Source organism: Bacillus sp. B25(2016b) (genome assembly GCF_001679765.1).
In the GTDB taxonomy this organism is placed as follows: domain Bacteria; phylum Bacillota; class Bacilli; order Bacillales; family Bacillaceae_G; genus Bacillus_A; species Bacillus_A thuringiensis_K.
In genome coordinates this window covers 3,985,354-4,004,901 of sequence record NZ_CP016285.1, presented here as the reverse complement: position 1 = coordinate 4,004,901, position 19,548 = coordinate 3,985,354, and the positions used below count along the sequence as shown (strand labels likewise).

Below are 19,548 nucleotides of genomic sequence, written 5' to 3'. Positions count from 1 at the left end.
ATGTTAACAGGAAAACAAAAAAGATTTTTACGTGCACAAGCACATCATTTAACACCAATTTTTCAAGTAGGAAAAGGCGGAGTAAATGAAAATATGATTAAACAAATCGCAGATACTTTAGAAGCTCGTGAGCTATTTAAAGTAAGTGTGCTACAGAACTGTGAATTCGATCGCCGTGAGGTTGCAGAAGAACTTGCAAAAGGTGCACGTGCTGAAATCGTTCAAGTAATTGGAAGCACAATCGTTTTATACAAAGAATCAAGAGAAAATAAACAAATTAAGCTTCCTCGATAAAAAGACTAGCATGCGCTATTTTTATTGCTGATGCGTAATGATGTACAGAGCGAAACCAATTGAACTTTTATTAATAGCAACTCTCTTCATTCCTAACCGAGGAGAGTTGCTGTATGTAAAAGGAAGGGGCGTTTCTTTTGAGAAAAATTGGCATCATTGGCGGTACATTTGATCCGCCTCACTATGGACATTTGCTAATTGCAAATGAAGTATATCACGCTTTGAACTTGGAAGAAGTATGGTTCTTGCCAAACCAGATTCCGCCACATAAACAAGGGCGGAATATTACAAGTGTGGAAAGTCGTTTACATATGTTAGAGCTCGCGACTGATGCAGAAGAACACTTTTCTATTTGTTTAGAAGAGCTAAGTAGGAAGGGCCCATCTTATACGTATGACACTATGTTACAATTGACGAAGAAGTATCCGGATGTGCAGTTTCACTTTATTATTGGTGGGGATATGGTTGAGTATTTACCGAAGTGGTATAACATTGAAGCTTTACTTAATCTTGTAACGTTTGTTGGAGTTGCAAGACCTGGGTATACATTGCATACACCATATAAGATTACTACAGTGGAAATTCCGGAATTTGCAGTTTCTTCATCCTTATTACGTGAGAGATATAAGGAGAAAAAAACATGTAAATATTTACTTCCTGAAAAAGTACAGGTATATATCGAGAGGAATGGGTTGTATGAATCGTGAGAATGCACTGCATATTGTCAAACAACAAATGCATGAAAAACGTTATATACACACAATTGGTGTAATGGAGACAGCGATTGAGCTTGCTAAGTTATACGGTGTGGACGAGAAAAAAGCAGAGATGGCAGCTATATTCCATGATTATGCGAAATGTAGAGCAATTTCAGAGATGGAAGAGATTATTAAACGTGAAGATTTGCCGAAAGATTTACTTTGCTATAACAAAGAGTTATGGCATGCACCTGTTGGGGCATACTTAGTAGAAAAAGAAGTAGGCATTACGGATTCTGAAATTTTGCAAGCTATTACATATCATACAAGTGGTCATGAGAACATGACGATGTTAGATAAAGTGATTTATGTAGCTGATTACATTGAACCGGGGCGAAAGTTTCCAGGAGTGGAAGAGGCTCGTAAACTCGCATATACGGATATAAATCAAGCTTTATTATTTGCGTTAAAGAGAACAATTCAATTTTTAATGGAAAAAGATCAGACGATTTATCCATTAACATTCCAAACATACAATGCAGTTATCAAGGAGGAAATGAGTAAATGAACGATAAAGATTTATTAGTATTAGCGGCAAAAGCAGCTGATGATAAGAGAGCAGAAGATATGGTTGTCCTAAATATGCAAGGTATTTCACCAATTGCAGATTATTTCATTATTTGTCACGGTAATTCAGATAAACAAGTGCAAGCAATTGCACGTGAAATTAAATCAAAAGCACATGAGTTCCAAATCGACGTACAACGTATGGAAGGATTTGACGAAGCACGTTGGGTATTAGTTGATCTTGGAGATGTAGTTGCTCATGTATTCCATAAAGATGAGCGTAATCACTATAATTTAGAGCGTCTATGGGGCGACGTGCCACGTGAAGATATTACAGAAGAGTTAGGCCAATGAAATACGAACAATTTGCATTGTTGTACGACGAACTAATGAATGATGTCCCTTATGATAAATGGGTGGAATTTACAGAGGAAAGTTTACAGCAGGCAGATATGAAAGAGGTAAAAATTCTTGATGTAGCATGCGGTACGGGTAATGTAACCCTTCCGCTTGTGCAAAAGGGTTACGATTTAATAGGTGTCGATCTTTCAGAAGAAATGTTAACAGTCGCTCAGCAAAAACTAGGAGGAGAGGGATACTTTATTCCTTTTTATCAACAAGATATGCGCGAGCTTGATGTTCCAGGTGAGTTTGATTGTGTAACCATCTTTTGTGATTCATTAAATTATGTATTGCAAGAAGATGGAGTACAAGAAACATTTAGAAGAGTATCTCACCATTTACGTCAAGATGGTTTGTTTTTATTTGATGTACATTCTTTATATAAAATACATCATGTATTTCAAAATGAAACGTATACAGTAAATGGAGAAGAAATATCTCTTATTTGGAATTGCTTCCCTGGTGAAGAATCAAATAGTGTAGAGCATGATTTAACATTCTTTGTTCAAGATCCGGAAGAAGATGTGTACCATCGGTTTGACGAATGTCACGTGCAACGTGCATATCAAGTGGAAGAGTTAACGAAATGGCTTGAAGAAGCAGGTTTTACAGTGCTTCGTGTAACAGGTGATTTTGAGCGACTTGAAGTTACAGAACAAACAGAGCGTATTTTCTTCATGGCGAAGAAAAACAGATAAAACAAAAGCAACCGAGAAGGTTGCTTTTGTTTTATAAAGAAGATGTATTTTTAGTTCTAGCATAATCTGAAGATTGTATGCGTAAAGTGTGGGAATAGTAGTTGAAGTGAAAATGTATTGTAAAAAAGTAAGTATTTATAAAAAGGATTTGGAATGAAAATGACGTATTTATTATGTGTGTTTATTGAATTGCTGATCAACGCATTCTAAATCTTCATCAAATTTTTCATGTGTTCGCTCAATTAACTTATGGAACATATCTCCAACGTGTTCTTCTAAAACCCGGATGCCTTCCCCAGTAACGCCGCCTTTCACGCAAACCTTTTCTTGTAAGGTAGGTAATGTGAAGATTTCTTTTTCAAGTAATTTCCCCATCCCCACGACCATTTCACTTACTAAAGTAGTAGCCTCTTCGTGTGTAATATTTGTTTTATCTACAGCAGCGTTAATGAAGCATTGTAGTAAATAACTAAAGAAAGCAGGACCGCAACTTGCTATATCAGATGAAACGCGCGTTATATCTTCTTCTATTACAAGAGGTGTCGAAATATTTTTGAATAGACGAAGTAGTTTTTGTTGCCATTCTTCAGAGCAATTATCTCCAAATGTAAATAGTGAGGCGCCAGAGAGCGCGCGATTTGTGATACTTGGAATGATACGCGCGACGTGGCAAGGTACGAGAGTCTCTAATTGTGATGGAGATATTGGACTTGTAATAGAAACTAAGCACGTGTCATCAGAAAAATGTTCAGTGTATTTTTTTAGGATAGGGTATATATCTATCGGCTTAACACAAATAAAGATCAGTTGTGATTGTTCGATTATTTCCGGGATAGTTTTTGCTATATGAACAGAAGGGTATTTTTCTTTTATATGATATGCTTTGGCAGGCGTCCGATTAATGATTGTAAGGCACGAAGGTTTGACAGCACGGGTTTCTAAAAATGCATCGATTAGTATATTCCCCATGTTTCCTGTCCCTATAATTCCTATGTTCAAAGTTTCATCCCTCCTTCGTAACAGCTTTCTCCTAAACAATATGAATGATGTTATAAATTTATGATTAGAGGTGTAAAATGATGTGGGATTTTCCGAAAAAGTGGTTAGGTTTAGTAGCTATTATTGGAACTTTACTTTTTCTTGTTTTTTGGAAAACGAATCAGAGTGTAGAACGAACGCCTATTACAATGAATGTACAAGAGAAGGATATAGAAAAAAAGAGTAAACCGAAAATGTCGGATACAAAGGAACAGAAAAGAACAATTATAATTGATGTGAAAGGAGCGGTTAATAAAGAAGGGGTATATGAAATGGAGGAAGGAGATCGCGTAAAGGATGCGGTTCAAAAGGCTGGTGGTTTTTTATCAGAGGTAGATATGAAAAAAGTGAATTTAGCACAAATTGTACAAGATCAAATGCTTCTTTATATACCGAGTAAAAATGAGTCAGAACAAGGGATGCTTACTTCTTCTAAGGAAGATGGCAAGATTCGAATAAATACAGCGGCGAAAGAGCAATTAGAAAAAATTACAGGGATTGGCTCTAGAAAGGCAGAAAGTATTTTGAAATATCGAGAAGAGCATGGTCCGTTTCAGAAAATAGAAGATTTATTAGAGATTGATGGGATTGGTGCGAAATCTCTTGAAAAGATAAAAGATCAAATTATTATTCCGTAAAAGATTGACGAAGTTTTTCTTCTTTCGCTACACTACAAGTAGACAAAAAAGTAGGTGAAAATATGGAACGAATTTCATGGGATCAATATTTTATGACGCAAAGCCATCTACTATCGTTACGTAGTACATGTACAAGGCTTGCGGTAGGAGCAACAATCGTTCGCGATAAACGAATTATTGCGGGTGGATATAATGGTTCAATTAAAGGTGGTGTACATTGTATAGATGATGGTTGTTACGTAATCGATAATCATTGTGTTCGGACAATTCATGCCGAAATGAATGCTTTATTACAATGTGCCAAGTTTGGTGCGAAAACAGAGGAAGCAGAAATTTACGTTACGCATTTCCCTTGTTTACAATGTTGTAAGGCAATTATTCAAAGTGGTATTACAGCGGTTTATTATGCGCAGGATTATAAAAATCATCCATACGCCATAGAATTATTCGAACAAGCGAATGTAACAGTGAAGCACGTTCCGCTAGAATATGATATTGCTGCATTAGAGGAGCAAAAACGTTATAAGGAGTTAAAAGAATTATTTGCGCCTTTAGAAAAAGATAATTTATCAATGGAAGAATTACAGCATGTATTCACGAAAGCAAAAATGATGCTATAAGGAGTGAGTATAAGTTGCAGGAACAATGGGGGTATGTTGCAATCTCGTTTATAATAGGGGTTGCAATTGCCTTTTCCTCGTCACTTTTATTGATAGTTTTTTGCCTCTTTTTAAATGTTTTCTTCTGTTTATATCGCACTTCGCGTAAAACCTTCATTTTTTGTATTGTAGCGTGCTTTAGTAGCGCTATATACACTTCCTATGTTCAAACGTGGAATAAGCCTCTAGGGGAGTCCTATGGAGTTACAAGAGGGGTTATACAAAATACACCGCTTGTTAATGGGGATCGCCTATCTTTTCAATTTGAAGATCAGAATAAAAATATAGTGCAGTTAAGTTATAGAATCAAATCAGCCTTGGAAAAGAAAAAAATGCAACAATTATACATAGGGATATCATGTGTATTCGAGGGTGAGAGGAAAGAACCGGAAACAGCTCGGAATTTTCATGGTTTTAATTACCGTGATTATTTATACAAACAACATATTTATTTCACATTTGAGGCTACATATATTTCTGAATGCTATAAAACATCACTATCGCTCACGCAATGGATTCTTCTTTTGAGGCAACAAGCAATCTCGAAAGTTACAGAAATGTTTCCAGAGCAATCAGGTGCTTTTATGAATGCATTACTATTTGGTGATAGACAACAAATGACGTTTGAAGTGGAAGAGCAATATCAACAATTTGGTCTTGTACATTTGTTAGCAATTTCAGGTTCGCACATTGTATTGTTAATGGTGATAGTATATTTTATTTTGCTAAGAAGCGGTGTGACAAGGGAGGTAGCAACAATTTGCCTTATCGTTTGTATTCCTTTGTATATGGTTTTAGCAGGGGCGTCACCCTCTGTTATAAGAGCTTCTATAACAGGAGTTTTGATGTTGATTGCTTTTATGTGCTCGATTCGTTTATCTAGTTTAGATGCTTTAAGTGTAACAGCTATATGTATGCTTATATATGACCCTTATCTTGTTTTTAATATTGGATTTCAGTTTTCTTTTGTAGGTAGCTTCGCTTTACTTTTGTCTGCTCCGTTATTGTTAGGGAGTAGCAACGGAGTAATCCGAAATTCTATTTATATTTCTATCATTTCACAGCTCGTTAGTACTCCGATTTTGTTATATCACTTTGGTTATTTTTCTCCATATAGCATTCTCCTCAATCTCTTATACGTTCCGTTTTTATCTATCATTGTATTACCATGTAGCATTATTATTTTACTGTGTATGCCAATTGTCCCGTTTCTCGCAAAAGAATTTGCGGATATATTATCAATAGGCTTGAGTATGTCTAATGATTTTCTAAGTTATTGTGAAAGTTTACCATTTACCCAGCTTATTTTCGGGAAAACGCCCTTCAATCTTGTAGCTGTATATTGCGCGAGTATTGTCAGTATATTGATGGTTTGGGAAAGGAGAGCGCCGAAAAAAATAGTTTGTATAGTTGCCAGTGTATTTCTTTTTATTAGCACATGTCATTATGTATATCCATATTTTAGAGGAAGCGGAAGTGTAACATTTATTGATGTTGGACAAGGTGATGCAATATTAATTCGCCTTCCGTATGATAAAGGAATTTATCTTATTGATACAGGTGGAACGCTTCGTGTGAATAAGGAAGAATGGCAGCAAAAAAAGCATGAATTTTCTGTTGGGAATGATATTTTAATACCCTATTTACAAAAAGAAGGTATTAAAACAATTGATAAATTAATCGTAACGCATGGAGATGCAGATCATATAGGTGCTGCGCAAGAATTATTATCATATATACCTGTAAAAGAAGTGGTATTTGGCCGGAAGGGAAAAGATGCAGTATTAGAAAAAGTAGTAAAGAAACAGGCATTAGAAAAGGAAATGAAAATAACTGAAGTGGGGGAAGGGGAGAATTGGAGTGTAAATGAAGCAGAATTTTTCGTTTTAGCTCCAAAAGGAAAAGAAAAAAGCGAAAATAACGCTTCAATTGTAATATGGGCAAAATTTGGAGGGCTGAAGTGGCTATTTACAGGCGATTTGGAAGAAGACGGGGAGAAGATTTTAGTAGAGGCATATCCAAATTTACGAGTAGATGTTTTAAAAGTTGCTCATCATGGGAGTAATACGTCATCTATAGAGCCTTTTTTGAACGTCATACAGCCTCGTGTAGCGATTATATCTGTTGGTAAGCAGAATAGGTATGGACACCCGCATAAAGAAGTGATAGAGCGTTTTGAGAAGATGGGGAGTGCGATATGGCGCACGGACGAGCAAGGTGCTATTTCCTATGTTTTTAAAGGGAAAAATGGAACCTTTAAAAGTAAAATCACATATGATAAAACACATAATAGATGAAAAAGAGAAGACTGCCATGAAGTGGCAGTCTTTAAGAACCGATAAATTTAATAACAGTTGCAATGATGAAAAGTGTTGCGAAAAAACCAAATGAGACGATAAATCCTACCCCTGAATCAATAGCGTCATTGCGTTTACTTTGAACGTTTTGTTCAAAATCATTCATTTAGAATCCCTCCCCAACATTCCACTTTAGTATAAAATATTGTCAGAAAAAAATCTACAATTTCCATATGAAGAGAAAACGAGCTTTTTTGTTACTTTTAAATCATGAAGTAATGTGAGTTTTTCGTTTCCAAGCATGTTAACAGTTGGCACTTATACTCAAATTTTTATTGTGAATAATAAAGGGAAGGTGATTACCGCACACCAATAAGAAACCCGGGGCTTATTGCGTGGCGTTTAATATAAATAAAGGGACGGGTTATAAAGCCTGTTCCTTTGTACTTGTAAAACAAAAGCTAGGGCATTAGTATAAATATATATTGCCAAGTTAGGGAGTAGGAAAAAGTATGAGTGATATACATAAAAAAATTAAAAAGAAACAGTTTGCTCCGTTATATTTACTATATGGAACGGAAGCTTTTTTTATAAATGAAACGATAAAGCTTATTACGACAGAAGCACTTGAAGAAGAAGATCGAGAGTTTAATGTTGTGACATATGATTTAGAAGAAGCGTATTTAGAAGATGTGGTTGAGGATGCGCGTACGCTTCCTTTCTTCGGAGAACGGAAAGTACTGTTAATAAAGTCACCGCTATTTTTGACTTCGCAAAAAGAAAAGTTAGAGCAAAATATAAAAATTTTAGAAGAATACATTGGTGAACCTTCCCCATTTTCTATTCTTGTTTTTGTTGCGCCTTACGAAAAACTTGATGAGCGAAAAAAAATTACAAAACTATTAAAGAAAACAGCAGATGTAGTAGAAGCAAATGCGATGCAAGTGCAGGATGTTCAGAAGTGGATTGTTGCTCGTGCAGATGAAGTACATGTGCATATTGATAACGCGGCTGTTAGTTTGTTGCTAGAGCTTGTGGGGAGTAATGTAACAATGTTGGCGAAGGAAATGGACAAGTTAACGTTATACGTTGGTATGGGCGGAGAGATTACGACGAAACTTGTTGCAGAGCTTGTGCCAAAATCAGTTGAGCAAAATGTATTTGCTTTGACAGAAAAAGTGGTGAAAAAAGATATTGCAGGTGCAATGCAAATTTTGGATGGATTATTTACGCAGCAGGAAGAACCGATTAAATTGCTTGCGTTATTAGTGAGTCAATTCCGCTTGTTGTATCAAGTGAAAGAGCTACAGCAACGTGGTTATGGCCAAAATCAAATTGCATCTCATATTGGTGTACATCCGTATCGTGTAAAGTTGGCAATGAATCAAACGAAGTTTTTCTCTTTTGAAGAATTAAAAAAAGTGATTATAGAATTAGCGGAAGCTGATTATAGTATGAAGACGGGAAAGATGGATAAGAAGCTTGTGCTCGAGTTTTTCTTAATGCGATTAAATCATATGTGATGACACAAAAAAGTTCATGTACTAAGTATATGAACTTTTTTGTATATAAAAAAACGATCCAAATGGATCGTTTTTTAAACGCCTTACGCGTTTACTTGTTTCGCTAAGCGAGATTTTTGACGAGCTGCAGCGTTTTGGTGGATAAGACCTTTGCGAGCTGCTTTGTCAAGTTTTTTAGAAGCAGTTTTGAAAGCTTCTTTAGCATTTTCAAGATCGTTATTAGTAACTAAAGCTTCTACAGTTTTAACAGCAGAACGCATGTCAGACTTGATAGAAGCGTTATGTGCACGACGCTCTTCGCTAAGTTTAGCGCGTTTGATAGCAGATTTGATGTTTGCCATACTTTTCACCTCCCTGGTGCAATCGAATGACTCGATTCTTACATAGAACAAGTGATATTCTATCAAACGGTGAAGAGAATTGCAATAGTATATCCATGAAATTTCACGTAAAGGAAAGAATGACCTTATATAACTTTGGGAAATCTAACGATATTTACTATGAATTACGGAGGAGATACGATGAAAGAACCATTAGATTTAAGTAAATATAGCATTAGAACTGACCTAGCTGTAGAAGCTCATCAAATGTTGCAAGAAAGCCAAGAAGAACAAAAAGGGATACAGGGAGTTATTGTAAAAGAGAGGGAAGAAGAAGGTACTATAATTACAAAAGTAACAATTGATGAGGCTGCCTCTGAAGCGATGGGTAAAAAGCCTGGAAATTATTTAACGCTTGAAGTTCAAGGTATACGTCAGCAAGATACAGAACTTCAACAAAAAGTGGAGCGTATTTTTGCAAAAGAATTTTCTTATTTCTTAGAAGAGATTGGCGTTACAAAAGAAGCAAGCTGTTTAATTGTAGGTCTTGGGAATTGGAATGTAACACCAGATGCTCTTGGACCGATAGTTGTAGAAAATGTATTAGTAACGAGACATTTGTTTCAATTACAGCCTGAAAGTGTAGAAGAAGGGTTTAGGCCTGTTAGTGCAATTCGGCCGGGGGTAATGGGGATTACAGGGATCGAAACGAGCGATGTTATTTATGGGATTATTGAGAAGACGAACCCGGACTTTGTAGTTGCGATTGACGCATTAGCTGCCCGTTCTATTGAACGAGTAAATAGCACGATACAAATTTCTGATACTGGAATTCATCCCGGATCGGGTGTTGGGAATAAACGTAAAGAACTAAGTAAAGAAACATTAGGTATCCCTGTTATCGCAATTGGTGTTCCGACTGTGGTCGATGCTGTTTCGATTACAAGTGATACGATTGATTTTATTTTGAAACATTTTGGCCGGGAGATGAAAGAAGGAAATAAACCTTCACGATCTTTGTTACCAGCGGGATTTTTATTTGGAGAAAAGAAAAAATTAACAGAAGAAGATATGCCGGATGAAAAGAGCAGAAATATGTTTTTAGGTGCTGTTGGTACGTTAGAAGAAGAAGAAAAAAGAAGGCTGATTTATGAGGTGCTATCTCCTCTTGGTCATAATTTAATGGTAACCCCAAAAGAAGTAGATACTTTTATTGAGGATATGGCGAATGTAATAGCGAGTGGTTTAAATGCGGCGCTGCATCATCAAATTGATCAAGATAATACGGGAGCATATACACATTGAGGGGAACAGATGATTATCGTTTGAGTCGCTTTACGCTTTTGTGTATATGTAGTGTAGCTTTATGTTTACTTATGATGATAGCAGGAGTGGCACTTGCTAATCATGGTTTGAAAAGTATGAAAGGCTATCAGCAATTGTCATATGAACAAATCGCTCATATGACAGGGACAGAAAGTACAGGTGCTGAATCAGAAATTTTGGGTAGCTCGTTTTCGGCCTCAGAAAAACAACAACAATTAGAACGTTTAAGAAGTTTTAATGTTGTAGAAGGAATTGGGATGGCTGTAGCAAGTGTAGCTTATGAAATGACGAAGTTCGGAACGGATATAGTTGTTGGGAAAATAAAAGAAATTTTTAGCTAAGAGTAACATGGGAGAAGGTTGTTTTACTGATTTGTAAGACAGCCGTTTTAAAATTTGAAAAGGGTTTGTCTCTTATGGTTTATTCGCATAAGATATAGATAGAATGATTTGTATCGTAAGCAGCACGAGTTTTCATTGAATCTTTGTTGCTCTATTGATATAATCAGTGCTAGTGTATATTGGCGAGACTATTAGGAGTTGAGAACATAGATGAATAAAGAAGAAAGAGCAAAAAGACAGTCCAAAATTCGTAATTTCTCTATTATTGCTCATATTGACCACGGAAAATCAACGTTAGCAGACCGTATTTTAGAGAAAACAAACGCGTTAACACAACGCGAAATGAAAGCTCAGTTGCTTGACTCTATGGATTTAGAGCGTGAGCGTGGTATTACAATCAAATTAAACGCAGTACAATTAAACTATAAAGCAAAAGATGGTGAAGAGTATATTCTTCATTTAATTGATACACCAGGACACGTCGACTTTACGTACGAAGTATCACGTAGTTTAGCGGCTTGTGAAGGCGCGATTCTTGTAGTAGATGCAGCGCAAGGTATTGAAGCGCAAACGTTAGCAAACGTATACTTAGCGCTTGATAATAATTTAGAAATTTTACCAGTTATTAATAAAATCGACTTACCAAGTGCGGATCCGGAACGTGTACGTCAAGAGGTGGAAGACGTAATTGGTTTAGATGCATCAGAAGCGGTACTTGCTTCTGCGAAAGCTGGAATTGGTATTGAAGAAATTTTAGAGCAAATTGTTGAAAAAGTACCAGCTCCGGCGGGTGATTCAGAAGAGCCGTTACAATGTATGATTTTCGACTCTTTATATGATCCGTACCGCGGTGTAATTGCTTATATCCGTGTTGTAAATGGAACAGTAAAAGTTGGCGATAAAGTACGTATGATGGCAACGGGTAAGGAATTTGAAGTAACAGAAGTAGGTGTATTTACACCGAAAACTACACAACGTGACGAGTTAACAGTAGGTGATGTAGGTTTCTTAGCAGCATCGATTAAAAATGTTGGTGACACACGCGTTGGTGATACGATTACACATGCGAAACGTCCAGCTGCAGAGCCGTTAGCAGGTTACCGTAAGTTAAACCCGATGGTATTCTGTGGTCTGTATCCAATTGACTCTGCTCGTTATAACGATTTACGTGATGCATTAGAAAAATTAGAGTTAAACGATTCTGCTCTTGAGTTTGAACCAGAAACATCTCAAGCGCTAGGATTTGGTTTCCGTTGTGGTTTCTTAGGACTTCTTCACATGGAAATCATTCAAGAACGTATTGAACGTGAATTTAAGATTGACTTAATTACAACAGCGCCAAGCGTTATTTATAAAGTTTATTTAACTAACGGTGAAGATGTTATAGTTGATAACCCATCTAATATGCCAGATCCACAGTCTATCGATCGTGTAGAAGAGCCGTTTGTGAAGGCTTCAATTATGGTTCCGAATGACTATGTTGGAGCTGTAATGGAGATTTGCCAAGGTAAACGTGGAACGTTTATTGATATGCAATATTTAGATGAAACGCGTGTTACATTAACATATGAAATCCCGTTATCAGAAATCGTATATGACTTCTTCGATCAATTGAAATCAAATACGAAAGGGTATGCATCATTTGACTACGAGTTAATTGGCTATAAACCATCTAAACTTGTGAAAATGGATATTCTTTTAAATAATGAACAAGTGGATGCTTTATCATTTATCGTACACCGTGATTCAGCGTATGACCGTGGTAAAGTAATCGTAGAGAAATTAAAAGAATTAATTCCGAGACAACAGTTCGAAGTGCCAATTCAAGCGACTATCGGAAATAAAGTTGTAGCACGTTCTACAATTAAAGCGATGCGTAAAAACGTACTTGCAAAATGTTACGGCGGTGACATTTCTCGTAAGCGTAAACTTCTTGATAAGCAAAAAGAAGGTAAAAAACGTATGAAGTCTGTTGGTTCTGTAGAAGTACCACAAGAGGCATTCATGGCTGTACTGAAAATGGATGACAACTAATATTTGAAATAAAAAAGAAGTCGTTTGTGCGGCTTCTTTTTTCTGTATAATTACTTTTTAGACATCTGAGCAGCTCTCATTTACAATAATGAGAGAGCTTTTTAGTTCATATAGAGTTAGGAGACTGTTAATGTCCGAAAATATTCGAAAAGATATTCAAGATAAAATACAAAATGGTAATTTTAATTGTGAAAAGGAATTGACGCTTTCTATTATTAGTGGAAAGTGGAAAGTTGTGATACTGTGGCATCTTGGTGTGGAAGGGCCGCATCGTTTCAGTGAATTACAACGGTTATTCCCAAGCATTTCTCATAAAGTTTTGTCGAACCAATTAAAAGAGTTAATGGAAGATGGGATTGTTGATCGGACAGTATATCCCGAAATTCCTCCTCGCGTTGAGTATTATATGACGGAACTAGGCATGTCACTTTTACCGATCGTTGAAATGATGTATGATTGGGGAAAAATGCGAATGGAACAAATTCGTAATACGTTAGAGAAGTAGAGAACCCTCCGGAGTGCGGAGGTTTTCTTTTTAGAAAGGTAGGAGTTATATTTGGTACAAGCTGCATATATTCATATTCCGTTTTGTCAGCACATTTGTCACTATTGTGATTTTAATAAAGTGTTTATTGAACGCCAACCGGTTGATCAATATTTAGATTATCTAGAGAAGGAAATAATAAATACGGTTCAAAAAGTTCCGTTTGATAGTATGAAAACGATTTTTGTGGGCGGGGGAACTCCGACAGCGTTAAATATGGAGCAGACAAAAAAATTACTCGAGATTATTAATCGTCATTTGCGTCCGTTCGCCCCGAATTGTGAATTAACATTTGAAGCGAATCCAGGAGATCTACCGAAAGAGAAGTTGAATGTACTGCTAGAAGGTGGAGTGAATCGAATTAGTTTTGGTGTGCAAACGTTCCGTGATGAACTGCTTGAGAAAATTGGGCGCAAGCATACGAGGGAAGATGCATTCCTAGCGATTCGAGAAGCACAGGAAGTAGGCTTTAAAAATATTAATGTAGATATTATTTATGCTTTGCCAGGACAGACGATAGAAGATGTAAAAGAAACATTAGATATTGCTTTTATGCTTGGTGTACAACATTTCTCGGCATATTCATTAATTGTGGAACCAAAAACAGTGTTTTATAACTTAATGAACAAAGGGAAATTGCGTCTTCCGGGTGAAGACCATGAAGCGAAAATGTATGAAATAGTAATGGATGAAATGGAGAAACACGGTTATAACCAGTATGAAATTAGTAATTTCTCAAAAGGTGACAATAAAAGTAGACATAATCTCACATACTGGAATAATGAAGAGTATTATGGATTTGGAGCTGGAGCTCATAGTTATGTGAACGGGGAACGTATTCAAAATGTAGGTCCCCTGAAGCAATATTTTAATAAAATTGATGAAACAAGATTTCCGTATTTAGATGTTCACAAAGTGACGGAGAAAGAAAGAATGGAAGAAGAACTGTTCTTAGGGCTTCGAAAAACAAAAGGTGTTTCTAAAACGTCGTTCCGCAATAAATTTAATGTGGAGATGGATCAAGTTTTCGCGAAGCAGTTACAAAGCAATCAAGAGCAGGGATTGCTTGAAGAGGAAGATGGACATGTACGTTTAACGCGAAAAGGAAAATTATTAGGGAATGAAGTATTCCAATCATTTTTGATTGACTAATTAAATGTTCCATAGGTGTGAAAAATTTTCATTATTTCGTGACGTTTCCGTTGACAATTGAATGTCAATTTTGGTAAGTTATTAATAGATTTAGCACTCAAAGACAAAGAGTGCTAACAGAGGTGATGATGAGATGCTTACGGAACGTCAGCTCTTAATTTTACAAACAATTATTGATGACTTTATTGGATCAGCGCAGCCCGTTGGGTCTAGAACGTTGGCTAAAAAAGATGAAATTACATTTAGTTCAGCTACTATTCGAAATGAAATGGCGGACTTAGAAGAATTAGGTTTTATTGAAAAAACGCACAGTTCTTCTGGACGTGTTCCTTCTGAGAAAGGCTACCGATTTTATGTAGACCATCTTTTAGCGCCGCAAAACTTACCAAACGCTGAAATTGTACAAATTAAAGATTTATTTGCCGAAAGAATTTTTGAAGCGGAAAAAATTGCACAGCAATCTGCTCAAATTTTATCAGAACTTACGAATTATACGGCCATTGTTCTTGGACCGAAGTTAAGTACAAATAAACTTAAAAATGTACAAATTGTGCCGCTTGATCGTCAAACTGCAGTCGCTATTATTGTAACTGATACAGGGCATGTACAAAGTAAAACGATTACCGTTCCGGAATCTGTTGATTTATCAGATTTAGAAAAAATGGTTAATATTTTAAATGAAAAGCTATCTGGCGTACCGATGGAAGAACTTCATAATAAAATCTTTAAAGAGATTGTTACAGTTTTACGTGGGTATGTTCATAATTACGATAGTGCAATAAAAATGTTGGATGGTACATTTCAAGTTCCGTTATCGGAAAAGATATACTTTGGAGGAAAAGCAAATATGCTTTCGCAGCCAGAGTTCCATGACATTCAAAAGGTTAGATCTTTACTTACCATGATTGATAATGAAGCCGAATTTTATGACATTTTGCGTCATAAACAAGTAGGGATTCAAGTGAAAATTGGTAGGGAAAATTCTTCGACGGCTATGGAGGATTGTAGTTTAATTTCTGCAACATATTCGATCGGCGAAGAGCAACTTGGAACAATTGCTATTTTAGGTCCTACGAGAATGCAATATTCTCGTGTAATTAGTTTGTTACAGTTATTTACGAGACAATTTACTGATGGGCTTAAAAAGTAAATGAGAGTAATACATTCGCTCAAGTGATGAAATTTTCATTGCTGTGTGTAATATATAATCCTTAGGTAATCATGCTATGCATGATACCTAATACCTTTTAAGGAGGTGAATATTGTGGAAGAGCGTAACGAACAAGTGGTAGAAGAAGTAAAAGAAGCGCAAGTTGAAGAAGCTGTCACGCCAGAAAACAGTGAAGAAACTGTAGAAGAAAAAAGTGAGGCTGCTCTTTTACAAGAAAAAGTAGATGAGTTACAAGCGAAACTAACGGAAACGGAAGGTCGCACATTACGTCTACAAGCTGATTTTGAAAATTATAAGCGCCGTGTCCAAATGGATAAACAGGCTGCTGAAAAATATAGAGCACAAAGTCTAGTTTCAGACATCTTGCCAGCTCTTGATAATTTTGAAAGAGCGATGCAAGTGGAAGCGACTGATGAGCAAACGAAATCCTTGTTACAAGGTATGGAAATGGTGCATCGTCAATTGTTAGAAGCACTGAATAAAGAAGGTGTGGAAGTGATTGAAGCTGTTGGTAAACAGTTTGATCCTAATGAACACCAAGCTATTATGCAAGTGGAAGATAGTGAATTTGAATCAAACGCGGTTGTAGAAGAATTCCAAAAAGGTTATAAACTAAAAGACCGTGTGATTCGCCCATCAATGGTAAAAGTAAATCAATAATTTACATAAAACTAGGAGGATTCGCCATGAGTAAAATTATCGGTATTGACTTAGGTACAACAAACTCTTGTGTAGCTGTTATGGAAGGTGGAGAACCAAAGGTTATCCCAAATCCAGAAGGAAATCGTACAACACCTTCTGTTGTAGCTTTCAAAAATGAAGAACGTCAAGTTGGGGAAGTTGCAAAGCGCCAAGCAATTACAAACCCAAATACAATCATGTCTGTTAAACGTCATATGGGTACAGACTACAAAGTAGAAGTTGAAGGTAAAGATTATACACCTCAAGAAATTTCTGCAATCATTTTACAAAACTTAAAAGCTTCTGCTGAAGCATACTTAGGTGAAACAGTAACGAAAGCTGTTATTACAGTACCTGCATACTTCAACGATGCAGAGCGTCAAGCAACGAAAGATGCTGGTCGTATCGCTGGTTTAGAAGTTGAGCGTATCATTAACGAGCCAACAGCAGCAGCACTTGCTTACGGTTTAGAAAAACAAGATGAAGAACAAAAAATCTTAGTATATGACTTAGGTGGCGGTACATTTGACGTATCTATCCTTGAGTTAGCAGACGGCACATTCGAAGTTATTTCAACTGCTGGTGACAACCGTCTTGGTGGCGATGACTTTGACCAAGTTATCATCGATCACTTAGTAGCTGAGTTCAAAAAAGAAAATAACATTGATTTAAGCCAAGATAAAATGGCGCTTCAACGCTTGAAAGATGCAGCTGAAAAAGCGAAAAAAGATCTTTCTGGTGTAACACAAACTCAAATTTCATTACCATTCATTAGTGCTGGAGCTGCTGGTCCATTACACTTAGAATTAACGTTAACAAGAGCGAAATTCGAAGAGCTTTCAGCAGGTCTTGTTGAAAGAACATTAGAGCCAACTCGTCGTGCATTAAAAGACGCTGGTTTTGCTCCAAGCGAATTAGATAAAGTTATTCTTGTTGGTGGATCTACTCGTATCCCAGCTGTACAAGAAGCTATTAAACGTGAAACTGGTAAAGAGCCATATAAAGGTGTAAACCCTGATGAAGTTGTAGCATTAGGTGCTGCAGTTCAAGGTGGCGTACTTACTGGTGATGTAGAAGGCGTTCTATTATTAGACGTAACTCCACTTTCTTTAGGTATTGAAACTATGGGTGGCGTGTTCACGAAATTAATCGAGCGTAACACTACAATTCCAACAAGTAAGTCACAAGTATTCTCAACAGCTGCTGATAATCAACCAGCAGTAGACATTCACGTATTACAAGGTGAGCGTCCAATGTCAGCTGACAACAAAACGTTAGGTCGTTTCCAATTAACTGACCTTCCACCAGCACCACGTGGTATTCCACAAATCGAAGTAACATTCGATATTGATGCGAACGGTATCGTTAACGTACGTGCGAAAGACTTAGGAACAAGCAAAGAGCAAGCTATTACAATCCAATCTTCTTCAGGTCTTTCTGATGAAGAAGTAGAACGTATGGTACAAGAAGCGGAAGCAAATGCTGACGCTGACCAAAAACGTAAGGAAGAAGTTGAACTTCGTAACGAAGCTGACCAACTTGTATTCCAAACAGACAAAGTTGTAAAAGATTTAGAAGGTAAAGTAGATGCAGCTGAAGTTGCAAAAGCAACAGAAGCAAAAGAAGCATTACAAGCTGCAATTGAGAAAAACGAGCTTGAAGAAATTCGTGCGAAAAAAGATGCTTTACAAGAAATCGTACAACAATTAACTGTTAAATTATACGAGCAAGCTCAAGCTGCTGCTGGTCAAGCAGAAGGTGCGCAAGGTGCACAAGACGCTGGCGCGAAGAAAGATAATGTAGTTGACGCTGAGTTTGAAGAAGTAAAAGAAGACAAGTAATTCAACTGTAAACATAATAAGTAAGATGACAAAAAGTCAAAGTCAAGCGTGCCTTGACTTTGGCTTTTTTCACGAATGAGAAGCGATGTGTGAGGATCTTAAGTTTTTCGCTTTGCATACTGTAAGTGAGGAAACTTTGTTGCAAAGCACTTTCTTTCGGTGTTAAAATTACGTTTATGTGAAAGATTCGGGGGTTGTAAATTTATGAGTAAACGAGACTATTATGAGGTCCTTGGACTTAGCAAGGGCGCTTCAACAGATGAAATTAAAAAAGCGTATCGTCGTTTGGCTAAAAAATACCATCCAGACGTAAGTAAAGAAGAAAATGCAATTGAAAAGTTTAAAGAAGTACAAGAAGCATACGAAGTGTTAAGTGATGATCAAAAGCGTGCGCAGTACGATCAATTTGGTCATGCTGGTGCAAATCAAGGATTCGGTGGATTTGGCGGCGGAGGAGACTTCGGCGGTGGCTTCGGTTTTGAAGATATATTTAGTTCTTTCTTTGGCGGTGGCGGCGGCAGACGTCGTGATCCAAATGCTCCGCGCCAAGGTGCTGACTTACAATATCAAGTCACTTTAGATTTTGAAGAAGCTATTTTTGGTAAGGAATTAAATGTGGAAATTCCAGTAGAAGATCCATGTGATACTTGTAAAGGTAGTGGAGCAAAACCAGGAACTTCAAAAGAAACATGTAAACATTGTTCAGGTTCTGGTCAAGTGAGTGTTGAACAAAACACACCATTTGGTCGTATCGTAAACCGTCAAGCTTGTGGTCATTGTTCAGGAACTGGACAAATTATTAAAGAAAAATGTACGACATGTCACGGTTCAGGTAAAGTTCGTAAACGTAAAAAAATTAATGTTAAAATTCCAGCGGGTATTGATAATGGTCAACAAATTCGTGTGTCTGGAAAAGGTGAAGCCGGCGTAAATGGCGGACCAGCAGGAGACTTATATGTTGTCGTTCATGTAAGAAATCATGAATTCTTCGAGCGTGAAGGAGATCACATTATTTGCGAAATGCCATTAACATTTGCGCAAATGGCGCTTGGTGATGAAGTGGAAGTTCCTACTGTTCATGGTAAAGTGAAGCTGAAAATTCCAGCAGGAACACAAACTGGAACTGAATTCCGCTTAAAAGGAAAAGGTGCTCCGAACGTACGTGGATACGGCCAAGGAGATCAATATGTAGTCGTTCGTGTTGTTGTACCAACGAAATTGACTTCACAGCAAAAAGATTTATTACGTGAATTTGCAGGACAAGAAGAGCAGGATGATAGTTTATTCGGAAAGCTTAAACGTGCTTTCAAAGGGGAATAATGGA

21 protein-coding genes are annotated in these 19,548 nt (G+C 36.9%); 18 read left to right on the top strand and 3 right to left on the bottom strand.

Annotated elements, in window-relative coordinates:
• The 5 genes from yhbY (at nt 1) to BAQ53_RS20445 (ending at nt 2,659) form a co-directional block, all read left to right on the top strand.
• A complete protein-coding gene (yhbY, locus tag BAQ53_RS20465) occupies nt 1–294 on the top strand; it encodes a ribosome assembly RNA-binding protein YhbY (protein WP_000955224.1) in 294 nt (97 codons plus the stop codon).
• 137 nt (nt 295–431) lie between these two features.
• Nucleotides 432–1,001: a nicotinate-nucleotide adenylyltransferase gene (gene nadD / locus BAQ53_RS20460; protein WP_001226043.1), complete on the top strand. Its 570-nt coding sequence runs from the start codon at nt 432–434 to the stop codon at nt 999–1,001.
• Nucleotides 991–1,560, top strand: coding sequence for a bis(5'-nucleosyl)-tetraphosphatase (symmetrical) YqeK (gene yqeK / locus BAQ53_RS20455; RefSeq protein WP_001078477.1), 570 nt, complete (start codon nt 991–993; stop codon nt 1,558–1,560). The genes nadD and yqeK overlap by 11 nt, the downstream gene beginning before the upstream one ends.
• Nucleotides 1,557–1,913 (top strand): ribosome silencing factor, encoded by a 357-nt coding sequence (gene rsfS, locus BAQ53_RS20450; RefSeq protein WP_000998173.1) that lies wholly within the window; start codon nt 1,557–1,559, stop codon nt 1,911–1,913. Before yqeK ends, rsfS begins: the two co-directional genes overlap by 4 nt.
• Entirely contained in the window at nt 1,910–2,659 is a 750-nt protein-coding gene (locus BAQ53_RS20445; protein WP_208906200.1) for a class I SAM-dependent methyltransferase, read from the top strand. Before rsfS ends, BAQ53_RS20445 begins: the two co-directional genes overlap by 4 nt.
• Nucleotides 2,660–2,830: 171 nt before the next feature.
• Here BAQ53_RS20445 and comER read toward each other — a convergent pair whose 3' ends face one another.
• The gene (comER, locus tag BAQ53_RS20440; protein ID WP_001020553.1) at nt 2,831–3,658 is read right to left on the bottom strand and encodes a late competence protein ComER; all 828 of its coding nucleotides are present in this window, start codon (nt 3,656–3,658) and stop codon (nt 2,831–2,833) included.
• Between the two features lie 77 nt (nt 3,659–3,735).
• On the opposite strand from comER, the gene BAQ53_RS20435 reads away from it, so the two are divergent.
• The 3 genes from BAQ53_RS20435 to BAQ53_RS20425 all read left to right on the top strand — a co-directional run bounded on the left by BAQ53_RS20435 (nt 3,736) and on the right by BAQ53_RS20425 (nt 7,291).
• Entirely contained in the window at nt 3,736–4,335 is a 600-nt protein-coding gene (locus BAQ53_RS20435) for a helix-hairpin-helix domain-containing protein (RefSeq protein ID WP_000989933.1), read from the top strand.
• A gap of 62 nt (nt 4,336–4,397) precedes the next feature.
• Complete coding sequence (locus BAQ53_RS20430; protein ID WP_000439771.1) at nt 4,398–4,955, top strand: ComE operon protein 2; 558 nt, start codon at nt 4,398–4,400, stop codon at nt 4,953–4,955.
• A 14-nt stretch (nt 4,956–4,969) separates the two neighbouring features.
• Nucleotides 4,970–7,291, top strand: coding sequence for a DNA internalization-related competence protein ComEC/Rec2 (locus BAQ53_RS20425; RefSeq protein ID WP_061884583.1), 2,322 nt, complete (start codon nt 4,970–4,972; stop codon nt 7,289–7,291).
• A 31-nt stretch (nt 7,292–7,322) separates the two neighbouring features.
• On the opposite strand, the gene BAQ53_RS20420 is transcribed toward BAQ53_RS20425, so the two are convergent.
• The gene (locus BAQ53_RS20420; protein ID WP_000997609.1) at nt 7,323–7,457 is read right to left on the bottom strand and encodes a YqzM family protein; all 135 of its coding nucleotides are present in this window, start codon (nt 7,455–7,457) and stop codon (nt 7,323–7,325) included.
• Between the two features lie 346 nt (nt 7,458–7,803).
• On the opposite strand from BAQ53_RS20420, the gene holA reads away from it, so the two are divergent.
• Complete coding sequence (gene holA, locus BAQ53_RS20415) at nt 7,804–8,814, top strand: DNA polymerase III subunit delta (RefSeq protein ID WP_001279923.1); 1,011 nt, start codon at nt 7,804–7,806, stop codon at nt 8,812–8,814.
• Between the two features lie 83 nt (nt 8,815–8,897).
• On the opposite strand, the gene rpsT is transcribed toward holA, so the two are convergent.
• A complete protein-coding gene (rpsT, locus tag BAQ53_RS20410) occupies nt 8,898–9,155 on the bottom strand; it encodes a 30S ribosomal protein S20 (protein ID WP_001274011.1) in 258 nt (85 codons plus the stop codon).
• 180 nt (nt 9,156–9,335) lie between these two features.
• Here rpsT and gpr point away from each other — a divergent pair, with 180 nt between their 5' ends.
• From gpr to dnaJ, 9 genes are all read left to right on the top strand, one after another.
• Entirely contained in the window at nt 9,336–10,439 is a 1,104-nt protein-coding gene (gene gpr, locus BAQ53_RS20405; RefSeq protein WP_074593433.1) for a GPR endopeptidase, read from the top strand.
• On the top strand, nt 10,436–10,801 hold the full coding sequence (locus BAQ53_RS20400; RefSeq protein ID WP_001215036.1) for a YqxA family protein: 366 nt from the start codon (nt 10,436–10,438) through the stop codon (nt 10,799–10,801). The genes gpr and BAQ53_RS20400 overlap by 4 nt, the downstream gene beginning before the upstream one ends.
• Before the next feature lie 210 nt (nt 10,802–11,011).
• Complete coding sequence (gene lepA, locus BAQ53_RS20395; RefSeq protein WP_001030949.1) at nt 11,012–12,835, top strand: elongation factor 4; 1,824 nt, start codon at nt 11,012–11,014, stop codon at nt 12,833–12,835.
• A 130-nt stretch (nt 12,836–12,965) separates the two neighbouring features.
• A complete protein-coding gene (locus BAQ53_RS20390) occupies nt 12,966–13,340 on the top strand; it encodes a winged helix-turn-helix transcriptional regulator (RefSeq protein ID WP_001293539.1) in 375 nt (124 codons plus the stop codon).
• 51 nt (nt 13,341–13,391) lie between these two features.
• Nucleotides 13,392–14,531, top strand: a complete 1,140-nt coding sequence (gene hemW / locus BAQ53_RS20385; protein ID WP_000249430.1) for a radical SAM family heme chaperone HemW — start codon at nt 13,392–13,394, stop codon at nt 14,529–14,531.
• 133 nt (nt 14,532–14,664) lie between these two features.
• The gene (hrcA, locus tag BAQ53_RS20380; protein ID WP_000954941.1) at nt 14,665–15,681 is read left to right on the top strand and encodes a heat-inducible transcriptional repressor HrcA; all 1,017 of its coding nucleotides are present in this window, start codon (nt 14,665–14,667) and stop codon (nt 15,679–15,681) included.
• Nucleotides 15,682–15,795: 114 nt separating this feature from the next.
• The gene (gene grpE, locus BAQ53_RS20375; protein ID WP_000392710.1) at nt 15,796–16,362 is read left to right on the top strand and encodes a nucleotide exchange factor GrpE; all 567 of its coding nucleotides are present in this window, start codon (nt 15,796–15,798) and stop codon (nt 16,360–16,362) included.
• Nucleotides 16,363–16,388: 26 nt separating this feature from the next.
• Nucleotides 16,389–18,224, top strand: a complete 1,836-nt coding sequence (dnaK, locus tag BAQ53_RS20370; protein WP_000034700.1) for a chaperone protein DnaK — start codon at nt 16,389–16,391, stop codon at nt 18,222–18,224.
• A 204-nt stretch (nt 18,225–18,428) separates the two neighbouring features.
• The gene (dnaJ, locus tag BAQ53_RS20365; RefSeq protein WP_000043947.1) at nt 18,429–19,544 is read left to right on the top strand and encodes a molecular chaperone DnaJ; all 1,116 of its coding nucleotides are present in this window, start codon (nt 18,429–18,431) and stop codon (nt 19,542–19,544) included.
• Nucleotides 19,545–19,548 lie beyond the last annotated feature (4 nt).

Excerpts from the sequence above, each read along its gene's own strand:
- yhbY (WP_000955224.1), top strand. The coding sequence starts at position 1 with ATGTTAACAGGAAAACAAAAAAGATTTTTACGTGCACAAGCACATCAT.
- yqeK (WP_001078477.1), top strand. The coding sequence starts at position 991 with ATGAATCGTGAGAATGCACTGCATATTGTCAAACAACAAATGCATGAA.
- rsfS (WP_000998173.1), top strand. The coding sequence starts at position 1,557 with ATGAACGATAAAGATTTATTAGTATTAGCGGCAAAAGCAGCTGATGAT.
- BAQ53_RS20445 (WP_208906200.1), top strand. The coding sequence starts at position 1,910 with ATGAAATACGAACAATTTGCATTGTTGTACGACGAACTAATGAATGAT.
- BAQ53_RS20435 (WP_000989933.1), top strand. The coding sequence starts at position 3,736 with ATGATGTGGGATTTTCCGAAAAAGTGGTTAGGTTTAGTAGCTATTATT.
- BAQ53_RS20430 (WP_000439771.1), top strand. The coding sequence starts at position 4,398 with ATGGAACGAATTTCATGGGATCAATATTTTATGACGCAAAGCCATCTA.
- BAQ53_RS20420 (WP_000997609.1), bottom strand. The coding sequence starts at position 7,457 with ATGAATGATTTTGAACAAAACGTTCAAAGTAAACGCAATGACGCTATT.
- holA (WP_001279923.1), top strand. The coding sequence starts at position 7,804 with ATGAGTGATATACATAAAAAAATTAAAAAGAAACAGTTTGCTCCGTTA.
- rpsT (WP_001274011.1), bottom strand. The coding sequence starts at position 9,155 with ATGGCAAACATCAAATCTGCTATCAAACGCGCTAAACTTAGCGAAGAG.
- gpr (WP_074593433.1), top strand. The coding sequence starts at position 9,336 with ATGAAAGAACCATTAGATTTAAGTAAATATAGCATTAGAACTGACCTA.
- lepA (WP_001030949.1), top strand. The coding sequence starts at position 11,012 with ATGAATAAAGAAGAAAGAGCAAAAAGACAGTCCAAAATTCGTAATTTC.
- BAQ53_RS20390 (WP_001293539.1), top strand. The coding sequence starts at position 12,966 with ATGTCCGAAAATATTCGAAAAGATATTCAAGATAAAATACAAAATGGT.
- hrcA (WP_000954941.1), top strand. The coding sequence starts at position 14,665 with ATGCTTACGGAACGTCAGCTCTTAATTTTACAAACAATTATTGATGAC.
- dnaK (WP_000034700.1), top strand. The coding sequence starts at position 16,389 with ATGAGTAAAATTATCGGTATTGACTTAGGTACAACAAACTCTTGTGTA.
- dnaJ (WP_000043947.1), top strand. The coding sequence starts at position 18,429 with ATGAGTAAACGAGACTATTATGAGGTCCTTGGACTTAGCAAGGGCGCT.